Consider the following 19,001-nt stretch of genomic DNA (forward strand, 5'->3'; position numbering starts at 1 on the left):
ACTTTAACACAAGGCCCTGATCGGGATGGCATTAGCGCGTTGGAAAGGCGGAACGATTTGGGACAATCGGTAGGGCTGCCGGGGGCAGGATCCGAGGTGGAGGAGCAGTTGGCGACAAAATGGGGGGTGGTTCCAGGGTGGGAGCATTCACCGGCGGTAACTCTAGCTGGGGAGCCAGCACTGGTTCTTTTGTTTCAGAACCATCCCGGACGAGGTAGATCGACTCTACCTGTTGACTGATATTGGGAAGCGCCACAAAGCGACCCTCATCGATCAGATAGGTCACGACTTCTCCCCGGAGGCTATTCCCTTCCTGTAAGACGTAGACATTGCCAGTCATGACAATGCGGCGTTCTCGGCTATAGTACTGGGCTTGGGCAGAGGTTGCTTGAATTTGTCGCGCTGGGTAGTTGACCTGAACGTTACCCCGTGCGGTCACAACGCCGGTTTTGGAGTTGGCCTCCTGAATATCGGAGCGGATGGTCAGGGCACGGTCTGGTGGTTCATTGGTGACATTGGTTTGAGCCAGGGGGGGTCGGGGGCGGGATCTGAGCCGCAACTAGCAGCGGCTGTGCGATCAGCCCCGGACTGGATAGCAATAACCCCCATCCCAAGCGACTTAGGCAAAGACAACGCACATAACCCATGACAGCAATCCGACGCATGATGACATCTTTCAAGTCTAAAGCCCGCGATGGTTACGGATGCAGCAAACTGCTGTCAGCAACTAGATGATGGTAGTTTACCGAATCTTCTTCTTCAGCGCAGATTTTCAGCGCCGAAATCCTGCTTCTCACTGACGCACCTGCGCCCAAAAGGTTTCACGGCTCAATGTCCGAGGGAGATAGCACTACTGAATCATCCGCGATCGCAGAAATTAAACCCGATAAAAATAGTCGGATATGTTTGACGGGCTTTCATTGTCTGTGTTAGGTTCAATTCAGTGTTCAGCGCCATGGCACCAATGCTGAATCGTAATTCTTTCAAGAAGCGGCGGGTTTTAATTCATGACTCAGGCAACTCATCCCCAACTCCGTTCGACGGCTGCCACCTTTACGGGTCTGAAATGTAAGGAATGTGGCGCTGAATATGAACCCAAAGCGATCCACGTCTGTGAGCTTTGTTTTGGCCCGCTGGAAGTTGCGTATGACTACAATGCCTTGCGGCGCATGGTTAGCCGTGAAAGCATTCAGGCTGGTCCCCATTCGATTTGGCGTTACCGACCATTTTTACCCGTGGAGACCGACCAGCCCATTGATGTCGGCACCGGTCTAACCCCGTTGGTACAGGCCCATCGTCTGGCTCGTCGCCTCGGTCTGAAAAAGTTGTGGATTAAAAATGATGCTGTCAACATGCCCACCCTGAGTTTTAAAGACCGGGTGGTGTCGGTGGCATTGACCCGTGCCCGTGAATTAGGGTTTTCCACGGTTTCCTGTGCCAGCACTGGCAACTTAGCGAACTCCACGGCCGCGATCGCCGCCCATGCAGGTCTCGATTGTTGCGTATTCATTCCCTCTGATCTAGAAGCAGGGAAAGTGCTGGGAACCCTGATCTATAGCCCGACCGTAATGGCAGTTCATGGTAATTACGACCAAGTCAACCGCCTCTGTTCGGAAGTCGCCAATACCCATGGCTGGGGATTCGTCAATATCAACCTCCGTCCTTACTATTCAGAAGGTTCAAAAACCCTGGGCTATGAGGTGGCAGAACAATTGGGCTGGCAGTTGCCCGATCACATCGTGGCACCCTTGGCTTCGGGTTCTTTGTTCACAAAAATATATAAAGGCTTTCAGGAGTTTATCCAAGTGGGCTTAGTGGAAGACAAGCCTGTGCGCTTCAGTGGGGCTCAGGCAGAGGGGTGCTCCCCCATCGCCCAGGCCTATCGGGAAGGTCGGGACTTTATCGTGCCCGTGAAGCCGAATACGATTGCCAAGTCAATTGCCATTGGCAACCCGGCAGATGGGGTTTACGCCGTTGAAATTGCTCAAAAAACCAATGGGTCAATTGAGTCAGTGACAGATGCAGAGATTATTGAAGGCATCAAGTTACTGGCAGAAACCGAAGGCATCTTCACGGAAACCGCAGGGGGTACCACCATTGCCGTTCTGAAGAAATTGGTAGAAGCCGGTAAGATTGACCCGGAGGAAACAACTGTTGCTTACATCACGGGCAATGGGTTAAAAACCCAGGAAGCAATTCAAGGCTATATCGGCGAACCGTTAACCATTGAGCCTAAACTTGACAGTTTTGAACGAGCCTTAGAGCGCTCCCGGATGTTGGATCGTCTAGAGTGGCAACAGGTTCTTGTCTAGACGTACTTAGGGTGATACTGATTCTGAGGGTCGGGAATCGTATTCAATGAGGGTACGATACCTATCCTGCCTAAGTTTTACACTGGCTAATTGCGCTAATTGCGAAAAGTCCTTACTCCCTTAGTTGATGCTTTGCTATGACCGTTAAAGTTCTGATTCCCACTCCCCTGCAAAAATTTACCAACAACCAAGCCACCCTTGAATGTGATGGCAGTAGCATTTCCGATCTGCTAGAGGCACTGGAAACAAGTTGCCCTGGGATCAAAGCCCGATTGTGTGATGAGCAAGGGCATCCTCGACGCTTCCTCAATTTCTATGTCAATAGCGAAGATATTCGCTTTCTGGAAGGAACCAAGACGGCGCTCCAGGATGGAGATGAGGTCAGCATTGTCCCCGCCGTCGCAGGGGGGTAACGTGTTTCCCCGGTGATCGAAGTCCCCCCAGCGGGTTATACTCCGGTTGGTCACACTGGCTCAAAGGTGCATGGTAGCGGTAGCAATTCTGGCGGCTGGGCGCGGAACGCGCATGAAGTCTGATTTACCTAAAGTCCTCCATAAACTAGGGGGGCGATCGCTCGTGGAGTGGGCAATTCATAGCTGTTGCGAAATTCCATCCACTCGCAGTTTTGTGATCGTGGGCTATCGGAGCGAGTTAGTCAAAACAGCTCTTGCTAATTCTCCCTGGGTATCGGTGCTACAACCCTCTGTGGAGTTTGTGGAGCAGACCCAACAGTTGGGAACCGGACATGCAATTCAGCAACTACTCCCCCATTTAGCAGGATTTCAAGGCAACTTGTTGGTTCTCAATGGAGATGTGCCATTACTGCGACCCCAGACTTTGCAGCTGCTGTTGCAGACCCATGAGGAACATGGCAATGCCGCCACTATTTTGGCAGCACACCTCCCCAATCCCAAGGGGTACGGTCGGGTGTTTTGTGATGGCAACAATGTCCTCAAGCAAATTGTCGAAGATCGGGACTGTACCCCCGCTCAAAAGCAAAACCGTCGCATCAACGCCGGGGTCTATTGTTTTCGCTGGACCGATCTAGCCCAGGTATTGCCGAATCTGGGTACCAATAATGAGCAGCAGGAATACTACCTCACAGATGCCGTGAATTTCCTGAATCCGGTGATGGTGGTGGATGTGGAAGACTACCAGGAAATCATGGGGGTGAATGACCGCAAGCAACTCGCCATCGCCTACGAGATTCTGCAAGCTCGGATTAAAGATGACTGGATGGCCAGTGGCGTCACCCTGATTGATCCAGAGAGTATCACCATTGATGATACTGTTGAACTACAGCCCGATGTAATTATTGAACCCCAGACCCATCTCCGGGGTAAAACTTTGATTCAAGCTGGCGCCCACCTTGGCCCTGGGAGTCTGATCGAAAATAGCCAGATCGGTGCCAATGTCACGGTTTTGTACTCTGTGGTCAGCGATAGTGTGGTGGCTGCTGGCTGCCGTATTGGTCCCTATGCCCATCTCCGGGGCCATGTGCAGGTGGGAGAGTCCTGTCGCATTGGCAATTTTGTGGAGCTAAAGCACACGAGTCTCGGCGATCGCACCAATGTTGCCCATCTCTCCTACCTGGGAGATGCAACCCTAGGCACCCAGGTCAATGTTGGGGCTGGAACGATTACCGCCAACTACGATGGGGTAAAAAAACATCCGACCCACATTGGCGATCGCAGTAAAACCGGTGCGAACAGTGTCCTTGTTGCCCCCGTAACCCTGGGTGCAGATGTCACAGTGGCAGCGGGTTCTGTGATTACCAAGGATGTTCCCGAGGACTGTCTCACCATTGCCCGTGCTCGTCAGATCAATAAATTGGGCTGGCGACTCTCTCCCCAGGTGCCGCCGACGCAACCTTAACGGTATCCCCCCGTTTATTTTCCCGATACTGCATTTGCCGCTTGAGGGCATAGCGACTGACTATTTTGGGCATATCGCCCCGCTGCCCCATGACGATAATGGTGTCCCCTGCTTGCAGTACCTCACCATGGTCTGGATGGGTCATGGTTTCGCCGTTGGCTCGCTGCAGAGCCAACACAATAAATGTACTTTTACCGTAGATTTCCACATCCCCGATGGTGCGACCTGCAAGGGGAGAGTCAGAGGGAATGGTCAGCTCATCCACCTGGACTTCAATCTGAGCCAGCATCTCATTCAGAGTATTGCGGCCATCTGCCTGACTCAGTAGATCCAGGGCTGCGGGATGGGTCACCAAGTGGGCCATGCGTTCAGCGCCGATGGCTGCCGGGGAAACCACATGATCGGCTCCGGCGAGCCGCAGCTTCCGATCTGTGGAGGGATATTCCCCACGAGCCAAAATCATCAAGTCAGGATTCAATTCCCGAGCCGTGAGGGTAATGAACACATTAGCCGCATCATCGGGGAGAACGGTTGCGAGAACCTTCGCCCGATCAATCCCGGCCGCTTGCAGCACCGCATCATCCGTAGCATTGCCGTTGATTGCCAGATACTTCATGGTCTCTGCACGGGCGATGCGATCACTGTCATTGTCGATGATCACAAACCCCTGACTTGCTTCGGACATCTTCCGTGCCAGCATTCTTCCCATGCGGCCAAAGCCACAAATCACCACGTGCTGGTTAAGCGCTTCAATATCTCGGGTGACTCGTCGAGAGTCAAAGGCACGATGGATTTCACCTTCTGCAACCATTTGGACAAATCCTCCCACGATGTAGACGGCGGATGTGGTGCCGGCAATGATCACAAACATTGTAAACACCCGCAGCCCTGGGGATGTAACGGGTCTGACCTCTCCGTAGCCGACACCAAAGATGGTGATCACCACCATATAAATTGCATCTAGAATCGGCCAACCCGCAACCATGTAGCCCATGACAGCGACGATGCAGGTTGAGAGGAAGAAGCCCGTCCCAATGAGAATACGTTGCAAAGACCGATTCATGAAGAGGAATCCGCATTCAGGTAGCCGCTTCTATTCAACCGCAGATCGGACTGACAGATTGTATGGAGCATTGCGATCGCAGGCAATCAGGTACCTTTAGCCTCAAGAACCCGGCGAAAGCTGGCTTCCACAAAGGGGGGACGACAGGAAAACAGAGTATAACCATCCAGACGCTTCAAGGAGACACTGTTGCTCTGGGCATCAATGACGCGATAGTAATGACCTTCTTCGGATAGGAAAAGATCTCCAGGTTGGATTTTCATAGACCGGGGGGAAAATATAGGTTTAAAAGCATCTCTCTTAAGAATGTATTCTCGGATACTTGTTAAATCTTTCTTAAGCCTTGACAAAAAACTTATTGTGGGAAACGATGGCAACCTCTTCGCCATTGGTCAGCAGAGAGGTGCTGCTTGGAGTCTGCCTCAATCTAAGGTATGTTGGCCTTACCTCATTTACTCAAAATCTTCCTGTGAGCCAGCCCATCATTCTAGTGACAGGTGGTGCCGGATACATCGGTTCCCACGCGGTTCTAGCTTTACAGCGAGCTGGCTACGGGGTGGTGATTCTCGATAACCTGGTGTATGGCCATCGGGATTTAGTCGCATCCGTCCTCAAGGTGCCCCTGATTGTCGGCGATACCTGCGATCGCCCCCTCCTCGATCAGATCTTTGCCAATTATTCAATTGCGGCGGTGATGCATTTTGCTGCCTACACCTACGTCGGGGAGTCGGTGACCGATCCTGCCAAGTATTATCGCAATAATGTCCTGGGCACCCTGACTTTGCTGGAGGCGATGCAGGCAGCAGCCGTTGATCACTTTGTGTTTTCCTCCACCTGTGCCACCTATGGTCTGCCCCAGACGATTCCCCTCACCGAAGCCCATCCCCAGCAGCCAATCAACCCTTACGGCCGCAGTAAGTTGATGGTGGAGCAGATGCTAGCGGACTTTGATCGCGCCTACGGACTGCAGTCGGTGTATTTTCGCTACTTTAATGCGGCGGGGGCTGATCCCAGTGGCTGTTTGGGGGAAGACCACCAACCCGAAACCCATTTGATTCCGTTGGTGTTACTGACGGCCTTGGGCAAACGGGAACGGGTGACCATTTTTGGCACGGACTACCCCACCCCAGATGGCACCTGCATTCGCGACTATATCCACGTCAGCGATCTGGCCACGGCACATATTTTAGGCTTGGAGTACCTCTTACAGGGTGGGGCGACGACGGCGTTTAACCTGGGCAATGGCAGTGGCTTCTCTGTGCGCCAAGTGATTGATACAGCTCAACAGGTCACGGGGCGGGAGATTCCGGTTCAGTACAGCGATCGCCGCGCCGGAGATCCTCCGGTGTTGATTGGCAGCAGTCACAAGGCCAGCACTGTTCTGGGTTGGGTTCCCCGGTTTCCAGAACTGGCTGACATCATTGCCCATGCCTGGAACTGGCACCAACAGCGCCACAGCTAAGGGAAAACCCTAGATGCGCTGACGGTTTGCTAGAATCTTGGCAACCTAGCCTGGGACGAGGCCTCCCGCCATCAACCGGTGGGGTTGTTCCATGGGTTAGGCAGAATTCATAGTCCCCAAGGAAACTCAACAAACAGGAAAGGGTGCCGAGGAGTGGAAGTAAAATTGAGTCCATTGGAGACGATCGTCCAACAGATCGGTGAAGCTGTCTTAGCAACCACGGAAACGGTTGACCACCTCGCGAGTCAGGTGAATGCTTTGACGATGCAAGTCCAATCTCAGTCGCAGCAGATTCAGCAGCAAGGTTACCAAATCTTTGCTCTCAGTGATTTAGTGCAAACCCTAGCAGAAGCCCAGCAGGACTCTCTGGAGGGTCGGGCACAGTTGACGAACGCCCTTCAGCGCCTCATTGGCACAATTGAGGCTCAAAATAACTATTCAGAATGAGGGTTCTACGGCAAACTCTAGAAGAGGAACTTTAAAATCCTGAAATTCATGGCAATCGCTGAAGAATTAGCTCAAGTATGGCGGAGGCAACTGCAAGCAAGCTGTCCGGATCAGAGTGAAGCAACCCACGAGAGTATTATGGCCTGGTTGTTAGGGGAAGATACTGCTCGGTTTGAGACCCTGAATCCAGAACAGTTGGCGATCGCGCAACAGGCGATGGACTATCGATTGCGGATTTTGCAGCAGCGATATCTCGGCTGTGGGCCTGAGCAGGCATACCGAAACCTGATTCAGCGACTGGGGAGTTTACTGCTGATTCGCAATAAGATTCGCACCTGGATTGCCTTATCCCGTGATCGCCAGCGCAGTGTCATTGATGTGCTGCAAGAAGTGATTCAGGAAATGTTGCAGAGCGATCGCTATATGCAGCAGCAACTGCGGTGGATTTTCCACTGTACCCGTGACAAGAAGCTCCGCAATGCCTTGTCCTTAGCGGCCACTGAAGAATATTGCCTGCGACCCATCCGCAATCAGCCCCTCCTCGCCTTCCGGTTTGTCAACTATCTCCGCCGCTCTCAACCGGGGGGGGATGGACCCAGGTGCCAGAGGGTGACTTCATCCGCTTGGTTTCGGAGGAAGTGATCCTGGATGAGGAGGATAATGCCGCCAGTCTGCTGGATGCCCAAGCGATCGCCCATCACCAAGACGCCCAGCTCTGGGAAGAACAACAAACCCTGCGGCAGTCGGTCAAGACCGAATTTTGTAACTATCTGATTGAACAGGTCGATCCCATCGCCGCTGAGTGGCTCACCCTCTACCTCCAGGGCTATACCCAGGAGATGATTTCCCAAACCTTAAATTTGCCGATCAAACAGGTCTATCGACTCCGAGAAAAAATTAGTTACCACGCGATTCGGGTCTTTGCCACCAAAAACCAGCCCGAATTAGTGGCGAATTGGTTAGAAGCATCCTTGCAAGAACATAGCCTCGGAATGACTCCCAAGCAGTGGCAGCATTTTTTAGCGGACATCACCCCGGTGCAACGCCAGATTATCGACAAAATCAAAGCTGGCATTCCCATTGCTGCGATCGCCAAAGATCTGGATCTGAAGACCGATCAAGTCGTGGGGGAATGGAGTAAGCTTTACTTGGCCGCCCAGGCGCTACGGAGTGGCTCTTAGGTTGGCAGGTGTTCCCTCAGATGATCGTGTTATGTCTGACCCTCAGGAGACTCCATCGCCCCCTCCGATCTTTCCCTTCCGTCCCACGGCATTGCCGCACCCCGAGGATGACACCACCCCCCTGGATGTTGAGCCAACCCCGCCGCCGCCCACTCCCCCCTTAAGCCACTCAATCCTGGAGGTCATCCCGACCTTGAATGTTGATGTGCAATATCTCTATAGCCCCATAGAGGTCTTGTCAACCCTCCCTCCCGCCACCCTGCTGCAAGCGTTGCTGGGGCGGGGTTTTACTCGGTGGCATTGGGCGACTCTTTTTTGCAACGATCGCAACAACATGGGCGGATCCTTTGGAGCCAGAATGGGATTTTGCAATCCGTCTTAGAGAACTTGACCTTGGAGGTGTTTCAGGGGGTTTTGGATGAACTGAAAGCTCTCTGCCAACTCCCCTTAACCCCTGCGACCCTGAGAACAAAGCCCGTCGAGATTGAACGCATCTATGACCAAACCCCTCTGTTGTTACGGCTGCAAATTATCGCCGGGGTTCAGGGAGAAGAAGCAACCTTACAGGTGCTACGGGGAGCGGCTTTGAAGTTTCATCAACAGCAGCAACTATCCAGTCTCTGCCAAGAGGCCGTTGTCGTTGCCCGCCAGTTGCAGCAGAAAGTCGGAGAAATTCGGGCGCGGGCGATCGCCAGTCGGCTGTTTCAGGTCGAACTCACCGATGGCCTGCCGGTGTTGACCCAAGTGTTGAAAAATATTGATCAACAACTCCAGGATCTGAAAATCTTGTCAGCGCAACCATCGGAGGATGATCCGACCTAAGCTGTGACGGCTGTGACCGACGAAGGCAGTTGTGAACTTGCATCACTAGAAACCTGGAGGCTGATGGAACCGAGTCTGTCTAAATTGGCATTGCCTACCCCTACCGAGGCCGGGACCGATGCCCTCTCCGCTATCGAGCAGTTGATCACGGTGGTGGCGCGGTTGAGATCGCCCGAGGACGGTTGCCCTTGGGATCTAGCTCAAACCCCTCAGACCTTGATCCCCTATGTGATTGAGGAAGCCTATGAAGTGGTGGATGCCCTGCGGAGTCGAGATCCCATCGCGATCGCCGAAGAGCTAGGGGATCTGCTCCTCCAAGTGGTTCTCCAGGCGCAGATTGCCAGTGAACAGGGTCAGTTCTCTCTGGTGGACGTGGCCAATGGCATTAGCCAAAAACTGATCCGCCGCCATCCCCATGTATTTGGTGAGGTGACGGTCACCAGTGCCGAAGAGGTGCGGCAAAATTGGGAGCAAATTAAGGCAGCAGAGCAGGGAACGGATGGGACGAAACCCCCGTCTGACAGAGAAGCTCCAGCGCTATGCCCAGACACTGCCCCCCCCTAACAGCAGGGATGAAAATTTCCCGGCAGGCAGCTCAGGCAGGTTTTGAGTGGGAAAACGTCGAAGGGGTCTGGGCCAAATTCCATGAAGAATTGGCAGAATTTCAACAGGCGATCGCCCAGGAAAGTCCAGCAGCCCAGGAAGCAGAACTGGGGGATTTGCTCTTTACCCTGATTAACCTGGCTCGTTGGTATCACCTCGATCCGACGGCGGCACTCCATGGCACCCATCAACGGCTGATTCAGCGGCTATTACAGATAGAAGCGGTGGCTGAACACCCCCTGTCCAACTACTCTTTGACGGAATTGGAGGCTCTGTGGCAACAGGCTAAAGCCCACCTTCGTGCCCAAAATTCGGGGGAGATCGTTTGAGGACAATTGCTGAATTCACGGCCATGGCTTTGCCATTTCCCCTGAGAACTCCCTAGACTAGAAGACTACACCTCACTGTTTTAGGTGCCCTCCTGGCGAATCTATGTCCTTACCAATTGTCGCGATTATCGGTCGTCCTAACGTGGGCAAGTCTACCCTCGTGAATCGGTTGGCAGGGAGTAACGATGCCATCGTTTTCGATCAGCCAGGGGTAACCCGCGATCGCACCTATCGAGCCTGTTTCTGGCAAGATCGAGAGTTCTTGGTGGTGGACACTGGGGGGTTGGTCTTTGAAGATGATACCGAATTTTTACCCCTGATTCGTCAACAGGCTCTGGCTGCTTTGGCGGAGTCCAGTGCGGCGATTTTGGTGGTGGATGGACAGGCCGGGGTGGCTGCTGCGGATCAGGCGATCGCCCAATGGTTGCGTCAGCATCCAGTTCCCACCTTGATTGCCGTCAACAAATGTGAGTCCCCAGATCAGGGTCTGGCTCAGGCAGGTGAGTTTTGGAGCCTGGGTTTGGGAGAGCCATTTGCCGTTTCTGGCATTCATGGCAATGGCACTGGCGATCTTCTGGATGAATTGATTACCCACCTGCCGATCTCCACGGGGGATGAGGCCCCGACCGAGACCCGGGTGGCCATTATTGGCCGTCCCAATGTCGGTAAATCCAGTCTCTTGAATGCGCTGGTTGGGGAAACCCGCGCCATTGTCAGCCCCATTTCTGGAACCACCCGGGATGCCATCGATACGGTAATTGAGCACCAGGGACGGCAGTATCGTTTGATTGACACCGCCGGAATTCGCAAAAAAACGATCCGTGGAATACGGCCCGGAATTTTTTGGCATCAATCGCGCCTTCAAAGCCATCCGCCGCTGTGATGTGGTCTTGCTGGTGATTGATGCCGTGGATGGGGCAACGGAACAGGATCAGAAGTTGGCGGGCCGCATTGCCGAAGAGGGACGAGCCTGTGTGGTGGTAGTCAATAAGTGGGATGCCATTGAAAAAGATAACCACACCATCTATGACTTCGGACGGGAACTCAAAGACCGCCTCTATTTCATCGATTGGGCAGAGATGATCTTTGTCAGTGCCCAGACGGGGCAGCGGGTGAACAAAATTCTCGATCAGGTGGATCAGGCTGCCGGACAACACCAGCGACGGGTGACCACCGCAGTCGTCAACGAGGTGTTAGAAGAGGCCGTGGGCTGGCGATCGCCCCCAGCCACCCGCCAAGGGCGACAAGGGAAAATTTACTACGGCACCCAGGTCTCCAGCCAGCCCCCCACCATTGCCCTGTTTGTCAATGACCCAGAACGCTTCAACGACAACTACCGTCGCTATATTGAACACCAGGTTCGCCAACATCTTGGCTTTGCTGGGACTCCGATTCGCTTGCTCTGGCGGGGCAAAAAAGTCCGGGAGGCCGAACAGGGCGGCCCCAACCGAGCTACCCACGTTTAATCATGGATCTCCTGCGATCGCTGCCCCTGGGTCTTTACCTGGAACAACCCATTACCTGGCTTCATCACCTTGATCCCCGTGTCAAACTCGCTTGGTTAATGGGATTTCTAGCAACCCCCATTCTCGCTGATCCCCTCTGGCGAATTTTTTTGGTGCTGTTGTTAATGGGGGTGACTTTGACCACCCTTATCCCTCTGCGGGTGTGGCGACAACAGATAGGATGGTTGGTAGCATTATGTTTGGGGATATTGGTCTTGACAGCGGTGTTCCCCGATGGCATCGACACCCGCCACCAACCCCGACTGCCCGCCGATGAACTGGCTTTTGCCCAGGCAACTACCCTGCCAGTGCCGCCACCCCGGACATGGCTCAACGGAACAATCCCCCAGCCATCGGGGTTACCCCAGCCAACCTCCTACGCCTATGTACTGGTGCAACAGTGGCCGATCAAAATTACACGCCGCTCCCTTGATCTAGGGATACGGGTAAGTACACTGTTGTTTACCTTGATCTACAGCACCAATCTCTACCTGTTGACCACTGCCCCAGAAGAGATTACAGCGGGTTTGGAAGATCTGCTACAGCCGCTTCGCCGCCTTCGGGTGCCCGTAACAGAAATTGCCCTCACCCTCACCCTTTCGCTCCGCTTTATTCCCCTGGTTTTAGAGGAAGTGCAAAATCTGTTTCGGTCGATCCGCACCCGTGCCATTAACTGGAAGAAATTGGGGTGGCGTGGAGCCGTGCAAATCTGGTTGATGGTGACCGAGCGCCTGCTGGAAAACTTACTTCTACGAGCAGAGCAAATTGCAGCGGCAATGCAAGTCCGAGGGTTTACCAGCCCCGATCAACATCGGGTACAGTGGCACCAGCTGCGCCTCCGCCCCCCAGACTGGTTGGCTCTCGCCAGCTTGCTGCTGCTCTGTGGTGCGCGGTTATATTGGGGCGGAGATTCCTGAGTTAGCTATGCAACCCTGGTACTGGCGATCGCGTCCCTTGGCGTTACGGACAGGGGCAGACATCTTTACAGCGCTCTGCCGTCCCCAGCCGCTCACCGCTCCTCACCGCCTGCCCTTTGCCACCCTCCTAGAAAGCCCCTATCCCCCCTCGCCTGATTGCCCCCAGAACAGTCGCTACTCGATTTGTGGCGGCCCTCCTCGCCAGCATCAAGGACAACCCCTCGTCTGGATTCCCCCCATCGGCTCGATACTCCCCTGCTTGCGGCAACGACTCCACCACGCAGCCCTAGCAGCAGCGGTAACCCCCAACCCCGACTTGCCATTCACAGGGGGGTGGCTGGGTTGGTTGGGGTACGACCTGGCTTGGGAAATTGAACAACTGCCCTATCTCAAAGCCGACGAGTTACCGTTTCCCGTCGCTTGCTGGTATGAACCTGACTACTTTGCGGTGCTGGATCATCAAGAACAAATGCTCTGGCTCGCCGCCAGTGATCCCAGGCACTTAGATCCCTTGGAATCTCGCTTGGAGTCAGCTGTCCTCTCCCCCATTACCGCCCCAGATCCCCTGCCCTTGATCACTCCTCCCGACTTCCAGACAATGCAAGCAGATTACCAAGCTGCGGTTTTGCAAGCTCAGCGCTATATTCAGGCAGGGGAGATCTACCAGGCCAATCTCTCCGTTCGGTTTCGAGTTCAGACTGCGACAGATAGCTGGCAACTTTACCGTACCTTGCAGCAGATTAATCCCTCTCCCTTTGCCAACTACTGGCAGACACCCTGGGGGGTGATTCTCAGTTGTTCCCCGGAACGTTTGGTGACCCTCCAAGGCGATCGGGCTCAATCCCGACCGATCGCAGGCACCCGCCCTCGAGGCAACACCCCCGATCAGGATCACCAGCTCGCCGCCGAGCTGCTCTCCAATCCTAAGGAACGGGCTGAACACATCATGCTGGTGGATTTGGAGCGCAACGACTTGGGGCGCGTCTGCCAGTGGGGTTCGGTGCAAGTGGATGAATTATTGACCCTGGAGCGCTATAGCCATGTGATGCATCTAGTGAGTAATGTCAGCGGTCAACTCCAACCCCAGGGGGATGCCATTGACCTGATCCGCGCCCTCTTCCCTGGCGGTACGATTACCGGCTGTCCCAAGGTACGCTGCCTGGAAATCATTGAAGCATTAGAACCCCAGCGCCGCAGCCTCTTCTATGGCTCCTGTGGCTATCTTGACTGGCGCGGCCATTTGGATCTGAATATTCTGATTCGCACCTTACTGTTGACCGATCAGCCAGCCTCTCAGCAGCTCCCCACCCCTCACTGGATGGTGTGGGGACAGGTGGGGGCAGGGATTGTAGCAGACAGCGACCCGCTACGGGAGTGGGAGGAATCGTTGCAAAAAGCCCAGGCACAATTGGCCGCTCTGGGCTGGGTGAGTGCTGCCACATCCTAGGGTGGAGGGGAATTCCCACAAAATTCAATTTTAGAGTAGTACAGTTTGTCAATTTCCCATAAAGTAGGGAGAGGCATGATTCCGGGGCAGCCCCTTTGACCACTGAAGCTGGCCTTGACCATGGTTAGCCTCTCTAACATCCGTTTCCATCGGGGCTGGGAGTCAGGGCACTGGCAGGGAGTTAGGGAATCGGAAACCCAGGAGTTCTGTGGATAGGGTGATCGATTGTAACAGCTGGGCGATATGATCAATCAGCAGCAGTTGCTCAACACCTAGGGCGGTTGGTGGGCTGCTTTAGCATTGGATGTCTGTGTCTGGAGAACTGACCCGTGTGAGCCTCCCAATGATGACAGCCTAAAGCTGTCATTGTGCCTTAGCAATCTATATGGCTCACTCCTGGAATTGATCTCCTCCCCTGATCCACCCTGACAGTTTGTCATCCATTCAACCTGGAGACTGCATTTCCACCTTGTGTCTGAACCTGAATGAGCACTGAAACCTACCTCAACCACCCTACATTTGGCTTGCTTTTCAGAGTCTGTCTGGTTGCAGAAAGTCGAGAACTATTTACCACTCTCTACGCTCAACGTCTATTTTTCGTGGTCAATATTGCCCCTTCAGGGTTGAAGTTTGAACCCATCAGTCGCACGGACGCCCGTCTGATGGTGGAGAGTCGTTTACGGATGTTGCGTCGAGCTGGCCAAACCAGCGAGTACAATCAACTGCAAGTCATCCACCAGCGCACGTTTCAATAATGCTCCTGCCGCCGTCTGCAATTCTCGCTGAACGGATCGCCCAGATTCAACAAACCTTGCCGCCATCGGTGCGCCTGATCGCAGTCACCAAGCAGGTGGAGAGTGCGGTGATCCGCGCTGCCTACGTTGCAGGACTGCGAGACTTTGGTGAGAATCGGGTTCAGGAGGCGATCGCAAAACAACTGCAACTCCAGGATTGTCCGGGGATTACCTGGCATCTGATTGGACATCTCCAGAGTAATAAAGTACAAAAAGCCTTAGGACACTTTCAGTGGATTCACTCGGTTGATAGCCTCAAGCTTGCCGATCAACTAAACCATCTGGCGACAGATTTATCCCAACCCCCTTGCATTTGTCTTCAGGTCAAAATCCTCCCAGATCCCAACAAATATGGTTGGACGGTTCCGCAACTGCTGGCTGATTTAGCCACCCTGAATCAATATACACATCTCGATATCTGTGGATTAATGACAATTCCAACCCCCTTGGTTTAAGTGCGCCAGAGATCCAGACGGTCTTTTACCAAACGCAAGCACTGATGACTCAAATCCAACGGCAAGGTTGGTCGAATTTACGCTTGCGACACTTGTCCATGGGGATGTCTCAGGACTACCCTTTGGCGATCGCCGCCGGTGCCACCATGGTACGTCTAGGACAAATACTATTTGGTGAACGGCTCCAAATTACTGGAACTGCTCCCCAGTAGGTTGAGAATTCCATGTGGAACATTTCGCTGCCCATAGAAGTCAGGGGCAGCCGGAGGCTGTTGGCGTTGCAACGGAGTCAACCCCAGTTTTTTAATGTGGTAAAGTTGCAAAAAATCCTAGGGTTTTGAGTGTTGTATTCAAGATCATCGATTTTTTGGTCAAACCTTTAGTAAAGTATTGAAGGCAAATGCTGTATACTATCTGGTCATCTCAGTGAAAATCAGTAGGTGTCAAGGTCGGCTTCATCCTAGCTCTAAATACATTTTAGGGTCGGGTGAAGTAGCACTTGTAACAGCAATCTCTGCCGAGGAATAGAAGTGTAGTTCTATTCCTTGGTTCGGCTTTTCATCGTGAGTGACAGCTTCCCAGAGTTAACCCTGAGTCTAATGGAGTGTGGACAGTGAACAATATTTTCACCAAACTGCGGGATTTCGTTGGATTAAATGACTCCGCAGAATATGACTATGACTATGATGAGACCACGGGTGAAGAGTACCCTCAGAGCCCCTATCGTCAAGAAACTGCACAAACTGAGGAAGAGAGTCAAAGCCGTCGTCGGATGGCACGGAGCCGAGTTGCTGTGGATTCAGAAGTGGGATTAGGAGTGACAATGAATAATGTAATTGGTATGCCTAGAGCCTCGAATGGAGTTCCCGAGGTCGTGATTATGGAACCCCGTTCCTTCGAAGAAATGCCCCAGGCCATCCAAGCCTTGCGGGAACGGAAATCCATCATTCTCAACCTCAACATGATGGATCCCGATCAAGCTCAGCGGGCGGTAGATTTTGTTGCGGGAGGCACCTATGCCATTGATGGACATCAAGAGCGCATTGGTGAAAGTATTTTTCTATTCACTCCCAACTGTGTACAGGTGAGTACTCAATCGGGTGTGGCTCACGAGGCTGCCCCGGCCCAGGTACGGGTACCTCGGCCTCAAGCCCCTGCACCCGCCTGGGTTTCTGAGCCATCGGCAATGATGGCCTAGATTCTCTGCTCCATCCATCGTTACTCAGGTGATATGGCGATGCCAACGGAGGCTTGTGGGCAATGTTCCCCTAGCCTCCTTACTGAGTTGAATTGGCATCTATTGGCAGTGGGAGCGTAGTTTGTCCATTCGATTTGCCATGATTGGCGGCGGGGTAATGGCTGAAGCCATTCTGTCTCGCTTGCTAGCTCAAAGTTTTTACCAACCTCAGGAAGTCCTGGTGAGTGAGCCGCAACTCCAGCGGCGGGACTTCTTGCAGAGTCGTTACGGGATTCAGGTGACGGATGCGAATGCGTTGACCCTCCAGTCAGTGGAAGTATTGGTGCTGGCAATTAAGCCCCAGATGCTTGACCTCGTGGTGCAGGATCTCACAACTCATCTTGCTGCATTACCAACAGCGCCCTGCCCTCTCGTGCTCTCTATCCTGGCCGGAGTGCCTCTCCGGCGGTTAGAAATAGCCTTCCCTAACTATCCGGTGGTGCGTGCTATGCCCAATACCCCAGCAACCATTGGGGCTGGCATGACGGCGATCGCCCCAGGTCAGTGGACCCAATCAGGGCATCGAACCCTCGCACGGCAGATCTTTCTAGCTGTGGGTGAAGTTGTGGAAGTCCCAGAAGCACTGATGGATGCTGTCACAGGATTGTCGGGATCGGGGCCAGCCTTTGTCGCTGTGATGATCGAAGCCCTCAGCGATGGTGGAGTGGCAGTGGGGTTACCCCGGGCGATCGCGGCACAACTAGCTTTACAAACCGTGCTGGGGACAACGCAACTGCTGCAAGAATCAGGGATGCACCCGGCTCAACTCAAGGATCAGGTCACCAGTCCGGGGGGCACCACAATTGCTGGAGTGGCACAATTGGAACAGGCTGGGTTTCGCTCTGCCCTGATGCAAGCAGTTCGAGCTGCCTACGAGCGTTCCCAAGAGTTAGGAACCCTGTAAATTCCCCTGAAGAACGCCTGTAACATGGGTGCGATTGCCATCCCACAAAGCTTTGGCCATGGGTGGGTCAGTGAACCTCCTAGAATCGGCGTCTGACCCTCTGAGAATTTTCTCCGCTGCTTCACCCTAGCTATATCTGTGGGTGCAGGGGCAGGAAAAGCGTTGCAGGGTGATTACAATCACAGTCCAGGGGCAGGGAGATCACAGCACCCTCTAGGAGGGATAGGGTTCACTGCTGCTATCAGCATCCGAATGTCTTATCAACACTTCGGATCGGCGCAGGACTAAAATGGTGTTCCTCATGAGAGAAATTGAAGCTAATCAGGCTGAATGGGTGGCGTTCCTGATTGAGAGTGCTCCAGAAAACCAGCGGGGATCTGGGGTGATTCAGACCTGAACCCGTTTCCCTAGGAGGGGATATGAGCCTTGTACACTTGGCCGTCCAGTCCGCGATCGCAATTGCCTGTTCCTGTGTTGCCAGTATTTTAATTCCTCGGCAATTGCCAGGCCGTTGGGTCAGTTTGGTTCTGATTGGTTTTGTTGGGGTGCTATTGGGGGAGTGGGGATTTCGAATGCTCAACCAACAATTTGGCGTTACCTCCTCAGTGCTGACCTGGCAATTTCAAGGGGTTCAGATTGTCCCGGCCATTCTTGGCTCTGCTGCAATCATTTATGTGATTACCCTGTTACTCCAATGGGTACGATACTACGATCGCTGATCCCCGTCAGGACGCTCCAACAGGCGGCGTTGACCGTGGCTATGAATCACGAGGGCATAGAATGTCGGTGATGCTTGGGGTGTCTGCATATCCGCAGCGATCGCTGCTCGGAGCTGTTGGTCATAAACCTGAGGGAATTGCTGGCGGCGATCGCCCTCCCCCGCTGGGTATGGCAGGGGAATAAACTCCCGATGGACTCGGTTACAGGCCATTCCCCCAAGACTAAACAAGAATGCCTCGTTTGGGGGCTGAAACAGTTGGGAGATCTGGGAAACAGTTCGGGGCGTGTACTGGCGAATCCCATGGTAGCCGTAGAGCTGTAGACAGGCGCGGCTGGGTAAGAGGTGAATTTGTAAAATCGGGCGATGGCGGCGGGCAATCCAGTCATGAATTTGGCGGAACAAGGTCAGATCTGCCTCAATATGCTCCAAGGCCGACTGGGAGATTAAGAAGTTGGCCTGATCGGGAATCACCTCTAGAATTGACTGGGCGGCAACCTGATGGAACTGGAAACTGGGGTACTGCTGCTTCAGGATAGACCAGTGGGGGTGGGGGTAGGGATCAAGCCCTGTGTAGCTACTGATCTGTTGCTGGCTCCAGTGCCAGAGGCGATCGCCATAGCCACCGGAACCACAGCCAATATCAACCACATGGATCGCTCCCAGTTCTTGGCGGAGGGCATCCCAGGGGAGTGTTACCCAAAATAAATCTGATAACTTGCGGCTGGGGGAACTGGTGAGGGGGAGGGTTGGCCAAACCATCTGCCAGTGACGAGGTCGAAAATCTCGGAGTTGCAGGTGTGGATCGAGATCGGCCAGTGCCCTGCGATTATTCACCCAGTTCAGCAGCCAGTACAGTGGTTGTTGCCAGAGTCGCAAACCACGATCGGCATTCAAACCATGAATCGAGGTGGAAGGACGCAGCATCGC

The 19,001-nt window shown here is 53.7% G+C and carries 17 protein-coding genes and 4 pseudogenes; 17 read left to right on the plus strand and 4 right to left on the minus strand.

The window, feature by feature from the left end; genetic code table 11:
* Positions 1-31: 31 nt before the first annotated feature.
* The gene (locus DO97_RS23065) at positions 32-559 is read right to left on the minus strand and encodes an LptA/OstA family protein (protein ID WP_081980681.1); all 528 of its coding nucleotides are present in this window, start codon (positions 557-559) and stop codon (positions 32-34) included.
* A gap of 448 nt (positions 560-1,007) precedes the next feature.
* Between DO97_RS23065 and thrC the strand changes: the two genes are divergently transcribed.
* From thrC to glmU, 3 genes are all read left to right on the plus strand, one after another.
* Positions 1,008-2,312 carry a threonine synthase gene (thrC, locus tag DO97_RS08655; RefSeq protein WP_036532523.1) on the plus strand — a complete coding sequence of 435 codons (1,305 nt, stop codon included), beginning with the start codon at positions 1,008-1,010 and terminating at the stop codon, positions 2,310-2,312.
* Between the two features lie 137 nt (positions 2,313-2,449).
* Positions 2,450-2,725 carry a MoaD/ThiS family protein gene (locus DO97_RS08660; RefSeq protein ID WP_036532525.1) on the plus strand — a complete coding sequence of 92 codons (276 nt, stop codon included), beginning with the start codon at positions 2,450-2,452 and terminating at the stop codon, positions 2,723-2,725.
* Positions 2,726-2,795: 70 nt separating this feature from the next.
* Positions 2,796-4,187, plus strand: a complete 1,392-nt coding sequence (gene glmU, locus DO97_RS08665; protein ID WP_036532527.1) for a bifunctional UDP-N-acetylglucosamine diphosphorylase/glucosamine-1-phosphate N-acetyltransferase GlmU — start codon at positions 2,796-2,798, stop codon at positions 4,185-4,187.
* Here the strand turns inward: glmU and DO97_RS08670 are convergent.
* Positions 4,135-5,250: a potassium channel family protein gene (locus tag DO97_RS08670; protein WP_072016408.1), complete on the minus strand. Its 1,116-nt coding sequence runs from the start codon at positions 5,248-5,250 to the stop codon at positions 4,135-4,137. The genes glmU and DO97_RS08670 overlap by 53 nt on opposite strands.
* An 86-nt stretch (positions 5,251-5,336) precedes the next feature.
* Complete coding sequence (locus DO97_RS23825; protein WP_156120499.1) at positions 5,337-5,513, minus strand: hypothetical protein; 177 nt, start codon at positions 5,511-5,513, stop codon at positions 5,337-5,339.
* A 206-nt stretch (positions 5,514-5,719) separates the two neighbouring features.
* On the opposite strand from DO97_RS23825, the gene galE reads away from it, so the two are divergent.
* The 14 genes and pseudogenes from galE (at position 5,720) to DO97_RS08740 (ending at position 18,072) form a co-directional block, all read left to right on the plus strand.
* Entirely contained in the window at positions 5,720-6,712 is a 993-nt protein-coding gene (gene galE, locus DO97_RS08675; RefSeq protein WP_036532529.1) for a UDP-glucose 4-epimerase GalE, read from the plus strand.
* Positions 6,713-6,877: 165 nt separating this feature from the next.
* Positions 6,878-7,159, plus strand: a complete 282-nt coding sequence (locus DO97_RS08680) for a hypothetical protein (protein ID WP_204368544.1) — start codon at positions 6,878-6,880, stop codon at positions 7,157-7,159.
* A 48-nt stretch (positions 7,160-7,207) separates the two neighbouring features.
* Positions 7,208-8,340 (plus strand): annotated as a pseudogene (locus tag DO97_RS30960) (HetZ-related protein 2).
* Between the two features lie 31 nt (positions 8,341-8,371).
* Positions 8,372-8,722: a hypothetical protein gene (locus DO97_RS20875; protein ID WP_156120500.1), complete on the plus strand. Its 351-nt coding sequence runs from the start codon at positions 8,372-8,374 to the stop codon at positions 8,720-8,722.
* Positions 8,707-9,162 (plus strand): hypothetical protein, encoded by a 456-nt coding sequence (locus DO97_RS08690; protein WP_052128541.1) that lies wholly within the window; start codon positions 8,707-8,709, stop codon positions 9,160-9,162. The genes DO97_RS20875 and DO97_RS08690 overlap by 16 nt, the downstream gene beginning before the upstream one ends.
* 63 nt (positions 9,163-9,225) lie before the next feature.
* Positions 9,226-10,094: pseudogene (mazG, locus tag DO97_RS30965) on the plus strand (nucleoside triphosphate pyrophosphohydrolase).
* A gap of 103 nt (positions 10,095-10,197) precedes the next feature.
* A pseudogene (der, locus tag DO97_RS30970) lies at positions 10,198-11,560 on the plus strand (ribosome biogenesis GTPase Der).
* Between the two features lie 2 nt (positions 11,561-11,562).
* Positions 11,563-12,516: an energy-coupling factor transporter transmembrane component T family protein gene (locus DO97_RS08710; protein WP_036532536.1), complete on the plus strand. Its 954-nt coding sequence runs from the start codon at positions 11,563-11,565 to the stop codon at positions 12,514-12,516.
* 7 nt (positions 12,517-12,523) lie between these two features.
* Positions 12,524-13,963: an anthranilate synthase component I gene (locus tag DO97_RS08715; RefSeq protein WP_036532537.1), complete on the plus strand. Its 1,440-nt coding sequence runs from the start codon at positions 12,524-12,526 to the stop codon at positions 13,961-13,963.
* Between the two features lie 485 nt (positions 13,964-14,448).
* A complete protein-coding gene (gene pipX, locus DO97_RS08720) occupies positions 14,449-14,718 on the plus strand; it encodes a transcriptional coactivator PipX (RefSeq protein ID WP_036532539.1) in 270 nt (89 codons plus the stop codon).
* Positions 14,718-15,424 (plus strand): annotated as a pseudogene (locus DO97_RS08725) (YggS family pyridoxal phosphate-dependent enzyme). Before pipX ends, DO97_RS08725 begins: the two are co-directional and overlap by 1 nt.
* Before the next feature lie 401 nt (positions 15,425-15,825).
* Positions 15,826-16,410: a cell division protein SepF gene (locus DO97_RS08730; RefSeq protein WP_036532541.1), complete on the plus strand. Its 585-nt coding sequence runs from the start codon at positions 15,826-15,828 to the stop codon at positions 16,408-16,410.
* A gap of 121 nt (positions 16,411-16,531) precedes the next feature.
* On the plus strand, positions 16,532-17,353 hold the full coding sequence (gene proC, locus DO97_RS08735; RefSeq protein ID WP_036532544.1) for a pyrroline-5-carboxylate reductase: 822 nt from the start codon (positions 16,532-16,534) through the stop codon (positions 17,351-17,353).
* 419 nt (positions 17,354-17,772) lie between these two features.
* Complete coding sequence (locus DO97_RS08740) at positions 17,773-18,072, plus strand: hypothetical protein (RefSeq protein WP_036532545.1); 300 nt, start codon at positions 17,773-17,775, stop codon at positions 18,070-18,072.
* Here the strand turns inward: DO97_RS08740 and DO97_RS08745 are convergent.
* Positions 18,060-18,998: a class I SAM-dependent methyltransferase gene (locus tag DO97_RS08745; protein WP_036532547.1), complete on the minus strand. Its 939-nt coding sequence runs from the start codon at positions 18,996-18,998 to the stop codon at positions 18,060-18,062. The genes DO97_RS08740 and DO97_RS08745 overlap by 13 nt on opposite strands.
* Positions 18,999-19,001: the final 3 nt, after the last annotated feature.

It is taken from the genome of Neosynechococcus sphagnicola sy1 (genome assembly GCF_000775285.1).
Lineage (GTDB): Bacteria > Cyanobacteriota > Cyanobacteriia > Neosynechococcales > Neosynechococcaceae > Neosynechococcus > Neosynechococcus sphagnicola.